We start from the raw sequence: 14,256 nt of genomic DNA, 5'->3' as shown, positions 1-14,256 counted from the left end.
CCATGTCAACCCTTTCCACGCTGGAGGCAAACAGCCTCAAAGGCGCCCTCGAGGCGCTGCTGCTGGTGTCGAGCGACCCCGTGAGCGCACCCGCGCTGGCAGCTGCGCTGGATATCGCCCCGGGCGAGTGCGCGTCGCTTTTGGCCGAGCTCAAGGTTGAGTACGAAGAGGCCAACCGCGGCTTTCAGCTGCGCGAGGTCGCCGGTGGCTGGCGCCTGTTTACGCACCCCGCCTACCACGACGTGGTCGAGGCCTACGTGCTGAGCTGGGACACGCAAAAGCTGTCTCAGGCGGCGCTTGAGACCCTGGCCGTCATCGCCTACCACCAGCCCGTCACGCGCGAGGTGGTCAAGGGCATCCGCGGCGTCAACTCCGACGGCGTCATCGCGTCGCTCGTGGATAAGGGCCTGGTGCGCGAGCTCGGCCGCGACCCCGAGCGCGGTCAGGCCATCATCTACGGCACGACCAACGCCTTTTTGGAAAAGTTCGGCCTGCGCTCCACTCGCGACCTGCCCGATCTGGAGCAGTTTGCCCCCGACGAGCAGTCGCGCCAGTTTATCCGCGAGCGCCTGAGCGGCCGCAGCATTCAGTCTACGCTCGAGGAGCAGGCCGAGGACCTGGACGAAGAGCGCGAACTGATCGATACCGATGTTGAAGATGTTGAGGCAGTCGAGGACTTGGAGACCCTGGTCGTCGACGAGACCTCGGAGGATTTGCATGACGAGGACTAACGAAGCAGGGGAGACGCGCACCGCACGCGCCGCGGGCGCTACGGCGCCCGCAGGCGGCGCCCAGCCCGTCTACCCGCACACCATGCGCCTGCAGCGCTTTTTGGCACGCGCGGGCATGGCGAGCCGCCGCGGCTCGGAGGACCTGATGACCGCCGGCCGCGTGACCGTCAACGGCCAGGTCGCGAACGAGCTGGGCACCAAGGTCGACGTCGACCGCGACCATATCGAGGTCGACGGCATGCCCGTCAAACTCAACCAGGGCGCCGTGTACCTGATGCTCTACAAGCCGACCGGCTACCTCACCACTATGAGTGATCCGCAGGAGCGCCCTTGTGTGGCCGACCTGGTCCCGCGCGACCGCTTTCCGGGCCTGTTCCCGGTGGGTCGCCTAGACCGCGACACCACGGGCCTATTGCTCTTTACCACCGACGGCGACCTGTCGCAGGATCTGCTGCACCCCAGCAAGCACGTCTACAAGACCTACCAGGCGCTCGTGGACGGCCACCTGACCGATCGCGACTTGGAACCACTCCGTCGCGGCATCGAGCTCGACGATGGCCTATGCCAACCGGCGATCTGCCGCGTCATTAACGCGCGCGAGGCCGAGGCCGTAGCCCCGCAAGGCATCAAGCCCGGCACCACCGCCGTGGAGGTCATCATCCGCGAGGGCCGCAAGAACCAGGTCAAGCGCATGCTGAGCAAGATTCACCATCCGGTGATCCGCCTGCATCGCTGCAACTTTGCCGGCCTGGAGCTCAAAGACGTGGCTAAGGGCTCGTGGCGCGAGCTCACCGACCGCGAGGTGCAGATTCTCAAGGCCGGCGGCATCCCGCCCAAGCAGGCCAGCTCCAAGCAGGGCGACCCCAACGCGACAGCGGTCAACCCCGCGACCCGCACGCGTCACCACGGCAGCCACGGCTCCGCGCCCAAGCGCAACACCTACCGCGAGCGCTACACGGGCTAGCCAGTCCGCCAAGCCGCAGCGCCCGCGTTCCATACCAGCACGTCAACCACCGAAAGGAAGCATTACATGATCGTCGCCATCGACGGCCCCGCCGGATCCGGCAAGTCCACCATTGCCAAGGAGATCGCCCGCCAGCTGGGCTTTAACAAGCTCGACACGGGCGCCATGTATCGCGCCGTCACCTTCGCCGCACTCGATCGCGGCATCGATCTGGACGACGAAGCGGCTATCGACGCCCTCGCCGAGCAGATCGAGATTCGTTTTACCAACGGCACCGGCGAGGACACGCGCCTGACCATCGACGGCAAGGACGTCTCAGCCGCCATCCGCACCCCGCAGGTCGACGCCAACGTATCCAAGGTCTCGGCCTACCCGGGCGTGCGCACCGCCATGCTCATCCACCAGCGCCGCGCCGCCGAGGACCGCGATATCGTCGCCGAGGGTCGCGACATCGGCACCGTCGTGTTCCCCAACGCACAGGTCAAGGTGTTCCTGACCGCCGACCCACGCGAACGCGCCCGTCGCCGCGTGCTGCAGCGCCACCAAAACGACGTCCAGCCGCTCACCACCGAGCAGCTAGAGGCCGAGGTCGACGAAACCCTCGACGCACTCAAGCAACGCGACAAGCTCGACAGCAGCCGCGAGGTCGCGCCGCTCGTGCCCGCTGAGGACGCCGTGCACGTCGACTCCACCGCTCACACCATCGACGAGGTCGTCTCGATTATCGAGGACCTTATCAACCAAAGGAGGTAGCCCATGCGCCTGTTTAAACAGACGCCCGAGGATTACTACAACGCCCCCTACGCTGAGTTCCCCGCTCTCATCCGCGGCACCGTCTTCGTGGTCATGGGCATCCTGTGGGCCTTCTCCAAGCTTATGTGGCGCTGGAAGGTCGAGGACGCCGACCTGCTGTTCGAGCGACAGGAAGGCCGCGGCAGCGTGATCATCTGCAACCACACCTCGATGGCCGAGTTGCTGGCCGTAGAAACGGCACTGTTCTTTGGTGGCCGCCGCATTCGTCCCATCTTTAAATCCGAGTTTGCCAAGAGCAAGATCGTGCGCTGGGCCTTTAGCCGTGTGGGCGGTATTCCCGTCGAGCGCGGCACCGCCGACATGAAGTGCTTGCGCGCCGCTCAGCATGCGCTGCAGCGCGGCGAGGACGTCTTGATCTTCCCCGAGGGCACGCGCATCCGCTCGCGCGAAATCAAGCCCGAGGTCCGCGGCGGCTTTGCGCTTATCGCCCAGATGGGTAAGGCGCCCGTCAACCCTCTCGCCATCTGCGGCTGGTCCGATATCACGCCTGCGGGCAAAAAGATCATGCGCCCCAAAAAGTGCTGGATCCGTGCCGGCAAGGCCATTTCGCTATCCGATGCACCGGCCGAGCTCAAGCGCAAGGAGCGCCTGGCTTGGTTTGAGTCCGAAGCCATGAGCCGCGTCTACGCCATGCGCGATGACCTGTGCGCCGAGCACCCGGGTAGGTTCTAGCCATGGGCGAGGAAGTCATGAACACTGCCGAGGCTGTGGCCGGAAAGGCAGACGCCCCCACCATCGAAATCGCTGCCCACGCCGGCACCTGCTACGGCGTGCAACGCGCGCTCGATATGGCATTGGCGGCCGCCCCGCAGGCGGGGGAGACTGCTCAGGTCCATACCCTGGGCCCGCTTATCCATAACCCCATCGTGGTGCGCGAGCTTGCCGAGGCGGGCGTCGGGCTGGCCGACACCCTGGACGATGCCGCATCGGGCACCGTGATCATCCGCGCGCACGGCGTGGTGCCCCAGGTAATCAATGCTGCTCGCGAGCGCGGCCTCGACGTGGTCGACGCCACCTGCCCCTACGTAAAAAAGGTCCACGTGGCAGCCGAGTGCCTGAAACGCGAGGGTTATCGCGTGCTCGTCGTGGGCGAGCCGGGCCATCCCGAGGTTGAGGGCATCCTGGGCCATGCCGGCGATGACGCGCAGGTCGTGAGCCGCGCCGCCGATGCGGACGCCCTGCCGCTCAAGGGCAAGGTGGGCCTCGTTGTGCAGACCACCCAGACTGCGCAGAACTTGGCCGAGGTCGTGGCTGCCATCACCCCGCGCGTGCAGGAGCTGCGTGTGATCAACACCATCTGCGCCGCCACGAGTGAGCGTCAGCAGGCAGCAGCCACACTTGCCAACCGCTGCGACTGCATGGTCGTGGTGGGCGGAAAGAACTCGGGCAACACCCGCCGTCTGGCGCAGATCTGCGCCAAAGCTTGCGAGCGTACGCATCATATCGAGGAAGCTTCTGAGCTACAGGCCGCATGGTTTGCCAACGCACGCCACATCGGCATCACCGCCGGAGCCTCCACCCCGCAAGAACACATCGAACGCGCCGTCGAGCGCATCAAGGAGCTTTGCCGCTAATCATGGACAAGACCGTACCCGCATACGCCACCGAGGTGGCCGATTACGGGCGCAGCCGCGACCCCGAGCCGGGTGAGGGCGCGCTCGTTAAAAACGTGCGTCCCGAATCGCCCGCATGGGATGTGGGTATCGAGCCGGGCATGCGCGTGCTTACGGTCAACGGCGAGGCTCTCACCGACATGATTGTGTGGCTCTGGGAGGCCGATGACGATGCCGTCGAGCTCGAGGTTTTCGACCCGCGCGATAACACCGTCACCCCGGTGGAGCTCGACCGCTTTCCCGGCGAGGATTGGGGCCTGGAATTCGATGGTCCCATCTTCGATGGCATGCGCACCTGCGTAAACGCATGCGTGTTCTGCTTTATGACAATGCTCCCCAAGGGCGGTCGCTCCACGCTCTACATCCGCGACGATGACTACCGCCTGAGTTTCTTGCAAGGCAACTTTGTCACGCTCACGAACCTCACCGACGAGGACGTTCAAAACGTCATCCAACGCAACATGAGCCCCATGAACGTGTCGGTTCACGCCGTGAGCCCCGACGTCCGCCGTCGCATGATGGGCCGTAACGCCCAGCGCGGCATGGACGTACTCGAGGCCATCATGGCCGCCGGCATCGAGATTCACGCACAGATCGTGTTGTGCCCCGGCATGAACGACGGCGAGGAGCTGGAAAAGACGCTGCGCTACTGCGAGGAGCACGAGCAAATCACGAGCCTGGGCATTGTGCCGCTCGGCTTTACCAAGCATCAGAACCGTTTTAGCTGGTCCTACAGCGACAAACCCGAGCTGGCGCGCGAGACGATTGCCATGATCCGACCCTACCAGGACCGCGCCTTCGAACGCTTTGGCCGCCATACCTTCCAGATGAGCGACGAGTTCTATCTGGACGCCGGCATCGAGCCGCCCGAGGCAGACTTTTACGACGGCTACCCGCAGTACTACGACGGCATCGGCATGATCCGCTCCTATCTGGACGAGACCGACAACGTGCTCGCCGCCGATGCCGAGCGCCTGCGCCGCGTTCGCGAGGCAATCGCCGCCCGTGGCCAGCGCCTGCTGTGCCTCTCGGGTGCCAGCGCGCGCGATACGGTGGCGCGTTTTGTGGAGTCGCCTAAGGGACTCGCCGGCACTGTCACGGCCATCAAGAACCGCTACTTTGGCGGCAACGTGGACGTGACCGGACTTATCGTCGCCTGCGACATCTTGGAGCAGCTCCCGCAAGACCTGTCGGGGGTTATGCTCTTTGTGCCTAAGCTCATGTTCAACGCCGACGGTATGACCCTTGACGAGTATCATCGTGACGAATTACTCGCAAGCCTTACCGGTCGTGGCGCCGAGGTCCATGTGGTATCGACTATGCCGCACGAGCTGCTCGATACCCTGGAGCACATCCTTGGCATAACGCCCGCCAATTCAACTATTCCCGCTGACCCTACCCAATAAAGGAGAGCAGATGAAACCTATCGTCGCCGTCGTCGGACGCCCCAACGTGGGCAAGTCCACGCTCGTTAACCGCCTGGCCCAGACCTCGGACGCCATCGTCCATGAGTCGCGCGGCGTCACGCGCGACCGCTCATATCACACGGCCGACTGGAACGGCCGCGAGTTCACCATCGTCGACACGGGTGGCATCGAGCCGCTCAAGAGCGACGACGTCTTTGCCACGTCCATCCGCGACCAGGCGCTTGCCGCCGCCGAGGAAGCCGCCGTCATCCTGTTTGTTGTCGACGGCCGCACTGGCGTCACCGAGGAGGACGAGTCGGTCGCCCGCATGCTCAAGCGCTGCGACAAGCCGGTCTTTCTGCTGGTGAACAAGCTCGACAATCCCGATCGCGAGAATGACAACATCTGGGAGTTCTATTCGCTCGGCATCGGCGAGCCCACGCCGCTTTCGGCCCTTCACGGCCACGGCACGGGCGACCTGCTCGACGACATCGTGGCCCTGTTGCCCGAGGAGGAGGACGAGGTCGCCGACGAGTTCCCCGATGCGCTGAACGTGGCCATCATCGGCCGCCCCAACGCCGGTAAGTCCTCGCTGTTCAACCGCATCTTGGGCGCCGACCGCTCCATCGTGTCCAACATCGCCGGCACCACGCGCGATGCCATCGACACCGTCGTCGAGCGCGACGGCAAGCACTACCGCATGGTCGACACCGCGGGTATTCGCAAGAAGAGCACCGTGTACGAGAACATCGAGTACTACTCCATGGTCCGCGGCCTGCGCGCCATCGACCGCGCCGACGTGGCACTGCTTGTCGTCGACGCCTCCGTGGGCGTCACCGAGCAGGATCAGAAAGTCATGGGCTTGGCCATCGAGCGCGGCTGCGCCATCGTGGTGCTGCTCAACAAGTGGGATCTGCTCGACGACGACCGCAAGCGCGAGGCCTGCATGGAGACCGTTGACCGCCGCCTGGGCGTCATGGCTCCCTGGGCCCAGTACCTGCGCATCTCTGCCCTCACTGGCCGCAGCGTCGAGAAGATCTGGGCGATGGTAGACGCTGCCGAGAAGACGCGCTCGCAGAAGATCAGCACCTCGCGCCTCAACACGTTCCTCACCGACCTGCGCGAGTTCGGTCATACCGTGGTGGACGGCAAGCGCCGCCTGCGTATGCACTACGTGACCCAGACGGGCGTCAACCCGCCGACGTTCACGTTCTTCGTCAACCACAGCGACCTGGTCAACGACACCTACCAGCGCTATGTGGAGAACCGTATGCGCTCGACCTTCGACTTTGCCGGCACGCCCATTCGACTCTTCTTTAGGAAGAAGGAGCAAAAGGATGCATAATCCGATTCTTCTGACCGCCATCTGCGCCGTGGTCTCGTTCTTTATCGGGGCGATTCCGTTTGGACTGATCCTGGGCCGCGTGTTCAACCACACCGACATTCGCAAGGCTGGCTCCGGCAACATCGGCACCACCAACGCACTGCGCGTGGCCGGCCCCAAGGTGGCCGCGCTCACGCTGCTGCTCGACTGCCTTAAGGGCGCCATCTGCGTCCTTATCGCGCGTCCGCTCATTGCCGACTTGGGCTATGGCTTCCCCGTGAGCATTATGGCCCCCGGTGCCGCCGGCGACTGGATGCTCGGCGTCATCTGCCTGGCAGCCGTGTGGGGGCATATCTTCTCGCCCTACCTTAACTTCCATGGCGGCAAGGGTATCGCAGTTGGTCTGGGCGTCATCCTCGCCTGGTATTGGCCAATTGGCCTGTCGCTGCTCGGCATGTTTATCGTGGCCGTCGCCATAACCAAGTACGTGTCGGTGGGCTCGCTAGCCGCTGCCATCGGTCTTCCCATCGCTGCTTGCGCGGTCTTTCCGTACAGCAGCCTGGGCCTCAAGTTCTGCATGGCGCTGATCGGCATCACCGTGGTGTGGGCCCATCGTGCGAACATCAAAAAGCTCATGACCGGTAAGGAGTCCAAGCTCTCGTTTACCAAGCGCGTCACCGAGCCCGACGATAAGTAGGAGAGAGTCATGAATGTTGCGCTGATTGGCTCCGGCTCCTGGGGAACCGCCGTCGCCGGCCTTGCCGCCGCGCGAGCCGAGCGCGTGACCATGTGGGCCCACAGCGAGCAGACGGCCGCCGGCATCAATGGCGAGCACCGCAACCCCCGCTACCTTGTGGACTACAAGCTGCCCGGCAACGTCGTCGCCACCACGGACCTGGTGCAGGCACTCGACGGCGCCGAGGCCATCATCTTCGCCGTTCCTTCGACGCACCTTCGCAGCGTGTGCCACCAGGCCGCGCCCTTTATCGCCGCCGATACCCCGGTGCTCTGCCTCACCAAGGGCATTGAGCCCGAGTCCGGCCTGCTCATGAGCGAGGTCATCGCCAGCGAGATTGGCAACGAGACGCGCGTGGCGGCGCTCTCGGGCCCCAACCATGCCGAGGAGATCTGCCGCGGCGGACTTTCTGCCGCCGTCATCGCCAGCAAAGACGCGCAGGTAGGGGAGACCTTTAAGAACCTGCTCCTATCCACGGCCTTCCGCATCTACCTGTCGCAGGACATGACCGGCGTCGAGGTTTGCGGCGCCATGAAAAATGTCATCGCGATCGTATGCGGAATCTCCGCCGGCACCGGTGCGGGCGACAACACGCTCGCCCTCATCATGACGCGCGGCCTGGCAGAGATCAGCCGTCTGGTGCACGCCCGCGGCGGTCAAGCTATGACCTGCATGGGACTTGCCGGCATGGGCGACCTCATTGCCACCTGCACCTCGGAGCATTCGCGCAACCGCACCTTTGGCTACGAGTTTGCCCACGGCGTGTCGCTCGACGAGTATCAGACGCGCACGCATATGGTTGTTGAGGGCGCCGTCGCGGCCCGCAGCGTGAGCGAGCTTGCCCGTTCACTGGGCGTAGACATTCCGCTCACCTTTGCCGTGGAGCAAACGCTCTACAACGGTGTTACTTTGGATAGGGCGCTCGAGATTCTTACCGACCGCGTACCCTCCCAAGAGTTCTACGGACTCACCGACTAGCGCAGAAAGGCTTCTACCATGGGTTCCATTAAAATCGCTCCGTCCATCCTTTCGGCCGATATGGCCAACCTCAAGGGCGACCTCGACAAGATCGCCGGCGCCGACTATGTGCACTTCGACGTTATGGACGGTCACTTTACCGGCAACCTCACTTTTGGCGTTGACATCCTTAAGGCCGTCAAGCGCTCCACCGATGTACCGGTCGACGCGCACCTGATGGTGTCGAACCCCGATGAGACGGTCGATTGGTACGCCGACGCCGGTGCCGATATGATCACCGTGCACTACGAGGCTTCCACGCACCTGCACCGCACGCTCACCCATCTGCAACAGCGCGGCGTTAAGGCCGGCGTGGTGCTCAACCCCGCCACCCCCGTGTGCGTGCTCGAGAGCATCATCGACGTCGTCGATATGGTGCTGCTCATGAGCGTGAACCCAGGCTTTGGCGGCCAGAGCTTTATCCCGGGCACCATCGCTAAGCTCCACGAGCTCAAGGCCATGTGCGAGCGTCACGGCGTTTCGCCCCTCATCGAAGTCGACGGTGGCATTTCTTCCAAGAACATTGCCGAGGTCGTCAAGGCCGGCGCAAATGTCCTGGTGGCCGGTTCTGCCGTATTTAAGTCCGAAGATCCCGCTGCCGAGGTTGCGCTGCTGCAGAAGCTGGGCAACGAGGCTGCACAGGAGGCATAAACCCTTATGACCGCAGGTCAAAACCGCATACCCGTGAATCTTGACTACGCCGCCTCGACGCCCATGCGCGCCGAGGCGCGCCTTGCGCAGCGTGAGTACGACGATAGCGAGCTAGCGGGCGTCAACCCCAACTCGCTGCACTCGCTCGGCCGCAAGGCTGCCGCGCGTCTGGAGGTTGCACGTCGCGAGATCGCCCGCAGCTTTGGCGCGCGCGTTCGCCCGTCTGAGATTGTTCTGACCAACGGCGGCACCGAAGCCAACCAGCTGGCGCTACTCGGTCTTGCCGAGGGTGCACGTCAGCGCGACCGTAAGCGTAACCGCGTGATCGTATCTGCCATCGAGCACGATTCGATTCTGGACAACCTGCCGCTGCTGCGTGCCGCAGGCTTTAGCGTCGACCTGGTGCAGCCCTGCCGCATGGGCTACATTGAGCCCGCCACGCTTGTCGAGCTACTAGGCGACGACGTGGCGCTCGTGAGCATCATGGTTGCCAACAACGAGACCGGCGTGGTGCAGCCCATCCGCGAGCTGGCCGCCGCCGCACATGCTGCCGGCGCCCTGTTTCATACCGATGCCATCCAAGGCTACTTGCATATTCCGCTCGATGTCACCGAGCTGGGCGTCGATGCTATGACCGTTGCCGCTCACAAGATCGGCGGTCCTGTGGCATCTGGCGCGCTCTACGTTAAGACCCGCACCCCACTGCGACCCCGCATCTTTGGCGGCGGACAGGAGGCCGGTCGTCGTGCCGGCACGCAGGACCTGCGTACACAGCTGGCTTTTGCCGCTGCCGCCCGCACGTTGGCGCCCCGCGTGGCCCAGGAGCGTACAACGCTGCAGGCCTTATCCGACAAGCTCTACGCCACGCTTACGGCCCATCCGCGCATTCACGCCACCATGGGCGACTACGCGCAAGCCGACCGTCTGCCCGGCATGGTATCGATCTACATTGACGGCATGGACTCCGAGGAGCTCATCATCAAGCTCGACGCCGCCGGCTTTGAGGTGTCGGCAGGCTCGGCATGCTCGAGCGGCAGCATGGACCCGAGCCATGTTCTCAGCGCCATGGGCATTGGTCGCGAGCAGGCATTGGGCGCTCTGCGTATCTCGTTTGATGACCGTGTGAACCCTGTCGACCTGGACGAGTTTGCCCAGACGCTGCTCTCGATCGTGGGTGCCGCATGATCGTCGCCGAGCTTGAACGTGGGCTGCTGGCGCGCTACCCCAAGGCGGACGCCGAGGGCTGGGATCACGTAGGACTCTCCGTTGGCGATCCGGCCGCGGAGATCACCGGCGTTGCCTGCGCGCTCGATGCGACCGAAGCTAATGTTCGCCGCGCCCAAGAAGGCGGCGCCAACGTGCTGCTGACGCATCATCCCATATACATCAAGGCGCCCGAGGCGTTTTGTCCGTCGGATTCCGCACGCCCCCAATGCAGCGCGGCGCTCTACGAGGCAGCGCGTTGCGGCGTGAGCATTATCTCGCTCCACACCAACCTGGACCGCTCGCACGAAGCCCGCGTCTGCCTGAGTGAGCTGCTGGGTACCGTACCCGTGAGCTCACTGGAGCACGTGGACGACCCCGAGCCGACCGGCCTGGGCGCGCTTGCAACGCTCAACGACCCGTGCACGCTGCGCGATCTTGCCACCCGTGCTGCCACAGCCTTCGGCAGCGACCCGCGTGTGTGGGGCGAAGTTGATCGCCCGTGCCGCACCGTCGCCATTTTGGGCGGCTCCCTGGGCGACTTTGGAGAGCTCGCCATCGCCGCCGGTGCGGATGTTGTCGTGACGGGCGAGGCAGGCTATCACGTGGCGCAGGACCTTGCCTTGCGTGGGCTACCGGTGATCTTGCTCGGCCACGACCGCTCCGAGGAGCCGTTCGTTGATATATTGATGAACTCTGCAGTTGACGCCGGGGTCGACCCCCGTCATGCGATTAAAATACTGAACCCTTGCCAATGGTGGACTGTGACAAAAGGAGAGAACTTATGAGCGCCGGCGCTACGCTACTCAAGCTGCAACAGATCGATTTGGAGCTCGCCCGCAACAAGAGCGAACTTGCCAATATGCCGGAGCTCAAGGAGCTCGCTTCCAAGCGTAAGACCTACGTTAAGCTCAAAGCCGAGATGACCAAGCTCTACGCCCAGCGCAAGGACCTGGACATTGAGCTCGACGATCTCAACACCACCGAGATTCAGACCAACAACGCCATTGAGGCTGCCAAGAAGCGCCACGTCGACGGTTCCGACTACCGTGAGGTTCAGGACCTGGAGAATGAACTCGCAACCCTGGCCAAGCGTCTGGACAAGATTGAGCACACCCGCAAGGACGTCGTTGTCGCCCATAAGGAGGCGCTCGACCGCGAGGCCCGCGCACAGGCAATTATCGCCAAGTTCGAGGAGGGCGTGAAGGCCGATACCAAGGCCGCCCGCGCTAAGGCTGCCGACCTGCAGGCTCAGATTGACGCCGCCACTAAGGAACGCACCGCGCTTGCCGCCACGCTGCCGGCCGACGTGCTCACCGACTACGAGCGTCTGCTCAAGCAGTTCCGCGGCCTGGCCGTCGAGACCATCCAGGGCAACATCCCCACAGTCTGCCACACCGCGCTGCAGGCATCGTCCATGAGCGACCTCAACCACGACGGTAGGTCAATTACGCACTGCCCGTACTGCCACCGCCTCCTGGTACTCCCGAGCAAGGAAGCTTAAACGATGACGGCATCCAACAATTCAATGCAACTTGAGGGAAAAACGATCCTGCTGGGCATTACCGGCGGGATCGCCGCCTATAAGTCGTGCAATATCGTGCGCCTGCTGCAAAAGCGCGGCGCGCGCGTCAAGGTCGTTATGAGCGAGCATGCCACGGAGTTCGTGGGGCCGCTTACCTTCCGCGCGCTCACCAACGAGCCCGTTGCCGTGGGCCTATTCGACGATCCCTCCGACCCCATCCACCACATTTCGCTGGCGCAGGAGCCCGATCTGGTGGTCGTGGCGCCCGCGACGGCCAATATCATCGCCAAGATGGCAAACGGTATCGCCGATGACCTCATCTCCACCACGCTGCTTGCGACGCCGCGACCCATCGTGATCGCACCCGCTATGAACAACGGCATGTGGAAGGCGCCGGCGACGCAGGCCAACATGGCCACGCTGCGCGAGCATGGTGTCCATGTGGTGGGACCCGGCAGCGGCTACCTTGCCTGCGGCGACGTGGACACGGGACGCATGAACGAGCCCGAGGACATCGTCGAGGCCATCTGCGAGGTGCTGAACCCCGTCCCGCAATACCTTGCGGGCAAGCGAATCGTGATCACCGCCGGCCCCACGCACGAGCCGATCGACCCCGTACGCTTCATCGGAAACCGGTCGTCGGGCAAGATGGGCATCGCCCTGGCGGGGGAGGCCGCTCGCCGCGGTGCTGCGGTCACGCTTGTGCTGGGGCCGACATCGCTCGATGTTCCCCACGGCGTGGAGTGCGTGCGCGTGCAGACCGCCGAAGAGATGCTGCAGGCAGCGCTGAGCGCCTTTCAGACGGCTGATGCGGCCATTTGTGCGGCCGCTGTCGCCGACTACACCCCCGCGACCCCTGCCGACCATAAGCTCAAAAAGGCCAACGAGCGCCTGGATCGCATCGAACTGGTCGAGACGGTCGATATTTTGGCCGAGCTCTCGCGCCAAAAGGGAGAGCGGTGCGTGATCGGCTTTGCGGCCGAGACCGATAACGTCGTGGAGTACGCGCAGCGCAAGCTTGCGCGCAAGGGTTGCGATGCCATTATCGCCAACGATGTCTCGCGCGCCGATTCGGGCTTTGGAACCGATACCAACAAGGCCTGGATCGTGAGCAAAGCGGGCACGCAAGAACTTCCCGTGCTAACAAAACCCCAGCTCGCAGATACAATTTTGGACTTGCTTCAAAATATTTAAAAAAGTTCTTGCACAAGGGCAAAGTTTCGGGTTAATATATTCCCTGTTGCGAGCGAGAGCACAGCAACAAACAAAGGCTTCGGGACGTGGCGCAGCTTGGTAGCGCACTTGACTGGGGGTCAAGGGGTCGCTGGTTCGAATCCAGTCGTCCCGACCAGAAGTTTGCAGGTCAGGCACTTAGTGCCTGACCTTTTTTGTTTTAAGCAATTGCTTAATTTTGATTAATCAACAGGGTGCCAAAAATCACCCTGCGCGATAATCGCCTTTTGCGGCTACTTGCGCGTTTTGCACACGCTTGGACCGATTTATTAACGCGATATGAATCTACATACGCGTAGCTGGTATACAGTCGAGTACAGACTGTATTTATCGCGGCGATTTACGCAGATATAGCGACTGTAACGAACAAGCGTGTCGCTGTATTTATTCCAGTAGTTCACTTGATCGGTGGACAAGTGGGCTGTTGCAACGAAACGCCAAGCAGGACGGGCTCTATACGAGGACGCCGCAGGGGTAATGGAGGGAGAGTGCGGCAGACGCTCTGAGAGCCGCTGTATGGCCCCATTTCTCCTCAGCCCGATAACCTGTCCCCCGAACCCCAAATTGTTCGTATGCTTGCCAAAAGAAAGGCCCGCGCGGGGTTGCGCAGGCCTATATCCATATGTCGGCTTATAGGACAAAATGTCTAGAAGCACCAAGCCGGGCAGACGAAACTCGAACCCGCCGCAAAGTTGCTATTCCCGGGAAAGCCGTCGTTTCCGACGCTTCCGAAGAACACAGAATACTGCGGATGCAGCGAACGCTCCCACCACTCGCCGCGCGCCGGCAACGTCAGGCAATCGTTGTCCCCATTGTTATTGATATCTTTATCCCTGAAAGCCTCGTACTGGGTGCCCTCTTTGCCAATCCAAGGATACTCAGACCAGCCAAAGCTGATTTGGGGGGTCTCGACGATCTCGGAGTAAGGCGAGTGCTGCAGCGACTGCCGTAAGGGGGACGTTGCTGTCTTTGCGAGAAGGTGTCCCGTGGCGGTAGTGCTGTTCGATGGCCAAAATGTCCAATTTGAGCGCGCGAAGGCG

General features: G+C 63.0%; 15 protein-coding genes and 1 tRNA gene. 15 read left to right on the top strand and 1 reads right to left on the bottom strand.

All coding sequences use genetic code 11. From position 1 onward, the window contains the following. The first annotated feature begins 2 nt into the window (after window positions 1–2). The 15 genes from scpB to AAAX36_RS04055 all read left to right on the top strand — a co-directional run bounded on the left by scpB (window position 3) and on the right by AAAX36_RS04055 (window position 13,334). Window positions 3–731, top strand: coding sequence for an SMC-Scp complex subunit ScpB (gene scpB, locus AAAX36_RS04125; RefSeq protein WP_349074128.1), 729 nt, complete (start codon window positions 3–5; stop codon window positions 729–731). After that, window positions 718–1,695, top strand: coding sequence for a pseudouridine synthase (locus tag AAAX36_RS04120; RefSeq protein WP_349074126.1), 978 nt, complete (start codon window positions 718–720; stop codon window positions 1,693–1,695). Before scpB ends, AAAX36_RS04120 begins: the two co-directional genes overlap by 14 nt. 66 nt (window positions 1,696–1,761) lie before the next feature. Then, the gene (gene cmk / locus AAAX36_RS04115; protein ID WP_349074124.1) at window positions 1,762–2,448 is read left to right on the top strand and encodes a (d)CMP kinase; all 687 of its coding nucleotides are present in this window, start codon (window positions 1,762–1,764) and stop codon (window positions 2,446–2,448) included. 3 nt (window positions 2,449–2,451) lie between these two features. Further along, on the top strand, window positions 2,452–3,180 hold the full coding sequence (locus tag AAAX36_RS04110) for a lysophospholipid acyltransferase family protein (protein WP_349074122.1): 729 nt from the start codon (window positions 2,452–2,454) through the stop codon (window positions 3,178–3,180). Between the two features lie 2 nt (window positions 3,181–3,182). Next, window positions 3,183–4,082 carry a 4-hydroxy-3-methylbut-2-enyl diphosphate reductase gene (locus AAAX36_RS04105; RefSeq protein WP_349074121.1) on the top strand — a complete coding sequence of 300 codons (900 nt, stop codon included), beginning with the start codon at window positions 3,183–3,185 and terminating at the stop codon, window positions 4,080–4,082. 2 nt (window positions 4,083–4,084) lie between these two features. Beyond that, window positions 4,085–5,527 carry a DUF512 domain-containing protein gene (locus AAAX36_RS04100; protein ID WP_349074119.1) on the top strand — a complete coding sequence of 481 codons (1,443 nt, stop codon included), beginning with the start codon at window positions 4,085–4,087 and terminating at the stop codon, window positions 5,525–5,527. A gap of 10 nt (window positions 5,528–5,537) precedes the next feature. Then, complete coding sequence (gene der, locus AAAX36_RS04095) at window positions 5,538–6,872, top strand: ribosome biogenesis GTPase Der (protein ID WP_349074117.1); 1,335 nt, start codon at window positions 5,538–5,540, stop codon at window positions 6,870–6,872. Beyond that, complete coding sequence (plsY, locus tag AAAX36_RS04090) at window positions 6,865–7,548, top strand: glycerol-3-phosphate 1-O-acyltransferase PlsY (RefSeq protein WP_349074115.1); 684 nt, start codon at window positions 6,865–6,867, stop codon at window positions 7,546–7,548. Before der ends, plsY begins: the two co-directional genes overlap by 8 nt. A gap of 9 nt (window positions 7,549–7,557) precedes the next feature. After that, window positions 7,558–8,565 (top strand): NAD(P)H-dependent glycerol-3-phosphate dehydrogenase, encoded by a 1,008-nt coding sequence (locus tag AAAX36_RS04085; protein ID WP_148346662.1) that lies wholly within the window; start codon window positions 7,558–7,560, stop codon window positions 8,563–8,565. 18 nt (window positions 8,566–8,583) lie between these two features. Further along, window positions 8,584–9,255, top strand: coding sequence for a ribulose-phosphate 3-epimerase (gene rpe / locus AAAX36_RS04080; RefSeq protein WP_195445808.1), 672 nt, complete (start codon window positions 8,584–8,586; stop codon window positions 9,253–9,255). 6 nt (window positions 9,256–9,261) lie between these two features. Beyond that, window positions 9,262–10,440, top strand: coding sequence for an aminotransferase class V-fold PLP-dependent enzyme (locus AAAX36_RS04075; protein WP_148346660.1), 1,179 nt, complete (start codon window positions 9,262–9,264; stop codon window positions 10,438–10,440). Then, the gene (locus AAAX36_RS04070) at window positions 10,437–11,246 is read left to right on the top strand and encodes a Nif3-like dinuclear metal center hexameric protein (protein ID WP_346976592.1); all 810 of its coding nucleotides are present in this window, start codon (window positions 10,437–10,439) and stop codon (window positions 11,244–11,246) included. Before AAAX36_RS04075 ends, AAAX36_RS04070 begins: the two co-directional genes overlap by 4 nt. Beyond that, complete coding sequence (locus AAAX36_RS04065; protein ID WP_148346658.1) at window positions 11,243–11,962, top strand: hypothetical protein; 720 nt, start codon at window positions 11,243–11,245, stop codon at window positions 11,960–11,962. The genes AAAX36_RS04070 and AAAX36_RS04065 overlap by 4 nt, the downstream gene beginning before the upstream one ends. Before the next feature lie 3 nt (window positions 11,963–11,965). Further along, on the top strand, window positions 11,966–13,177 hold the full coding sequence (gene coaBC, locus AAAX36_RS04060) for a bifunctional phosphopantothenoylcysteine decarboxylase/phosphopantothenate--cysteine ligase CoaBC (RefSeq protein WP_349074113.1): 1,212 nt from the start codon (window positions 11,966–11,968) through the stop codon (window positions 13,175–13,177). 80 nt (window positions 13,178–13,257) lie between these two features. Beyond that, window positions 13,258–13,334, top strand: a tRNA-Pro gene (locus AAAX36_RS04055). A gap of 528 nt (window positions 13,335–13,862) precedes the next feature. On the opposite strand, the gene AAAX36_RS04050 is transcribed toward AAAX36_RS04055, so the two are convergent. Next, the coding region (locus AAAX36_RS04050; protein ID WP_349074112.1) for a hypothetical protein at window positions 13,863–14,256 on the bottom strand (394 nt) is incomplete at its 5' end.

This window comes from Collinsella sp. CLA-ER-H10 (assembly GCF_040092475.1).
Lineage (GTDB): Bacteria > Actinomycetota > Coriobacteriia > Coriobacteriales > Coriobacteriaceae > Collinsella.
The sequence above is the reverse complement of the archived record's forward strand: the minus strand, read 5'-3'. Positions and strand labels throughout refer to the sequence as shown.

Excerpts from the sequence above, each read along its gene's own strand:
- scpB (WP_349074128.1), top strand. The coding sequence starts at position 3 with ATGTCAACCCTTTCCACGCTGGAGGCAAACAGCCTCAAAGGCGCCCTC.
- AAAX36_RS04120 (WP_349074126.1), top strand. The coding sequence starts at position 718 with ATGACGAGGACTAACGAAGCAGGGGAGACGCGCACCGCACGCGCCGCG.
- cmk (WP_349074124.1), top strand. The coding sequence starts at position 1,762 with ATGATCGTCGCCATCGACGGCCCCGCCGGATCCGGCAAGTCCACCATT.
- AAAX36_RS04110 (WP_349074122.1), top strand. The coding sequence starts at position 2,452 with ATGCGCCTGTTTAAACAGACGCCCGAGGATTACTACAACGCCCCCTAC.
- AAAX36_RS04105 (WP_349074121.1), top strand. The coding sequence starts at position 3,183 with ATGGGCGAGGAAGTCATGAACACTGCCGAGGCTGTGGCCGGAAAGGCA.
- AAAX36_RS04100 (WP_349074119.1), top strand. The coding sequence starts at position 4,085 with ATGGACAAGACCGTACCCGCATACGCCACCGAGGTGGCCGATTACGGG.
- der (WP_349074117.1), top strand. The coding sequence starts at position 5,538 with ATGAAACCTATCGTCGCCGTCGTCGGACGCCCCAACGTGGGCAAGTCC.
- plsY (WP_349074115.1), top strand. The coding sequence starts at position 6,865 with ATGCATAATCCGATTCTTCTGACCGCCATCTGCGCCGTGGTCTCGTTC.
- AAAX36_RS04085 (WP_148346662.1), top strand. The coding sequence starts at position 7,558 with ATGAATGTTGCGCTGATTGGCTCCGGCTCCTGGGGAACCGCCGTCGCC.
- rpe (WP_195445808.1), top strand. The coding sequence starts at position 8,584 with ATGGGTTCCATTAAAATCGCTCCGTCCATCCTTTCGGCCGATATGGCC.
- AAAX36_RS04075 (WP_148346660.1), top strand. The coding sequence starts at position 9,262 with ATGACCGCAGGTCAAAACCGCATACCCGTGAATCTTGACTACGCCGCC.
- AAAX36_RS04070 (WP_346976592.1), top strand. The coding sequence starts at position 10,437 with ATGATCGTCGCCGAGCTTGAACGTGGGCTGCTGGCGCGCTACCCCAAG.
- AAAX36_RS04065 (WP_148346658.1), top strand. The coding sequence starts at position 11,243 with ATGAGCGCCGGCGCTACGCTACTCAAGCTGCAACAGATCGATTTGGAG.
- coaBC (WP_349074113.1), top strand. The coding sequence starts at position 11,966 with ATGACGGCATCCAACAATTCAATGCAACTTGAGGGAAAAACGATCCTG.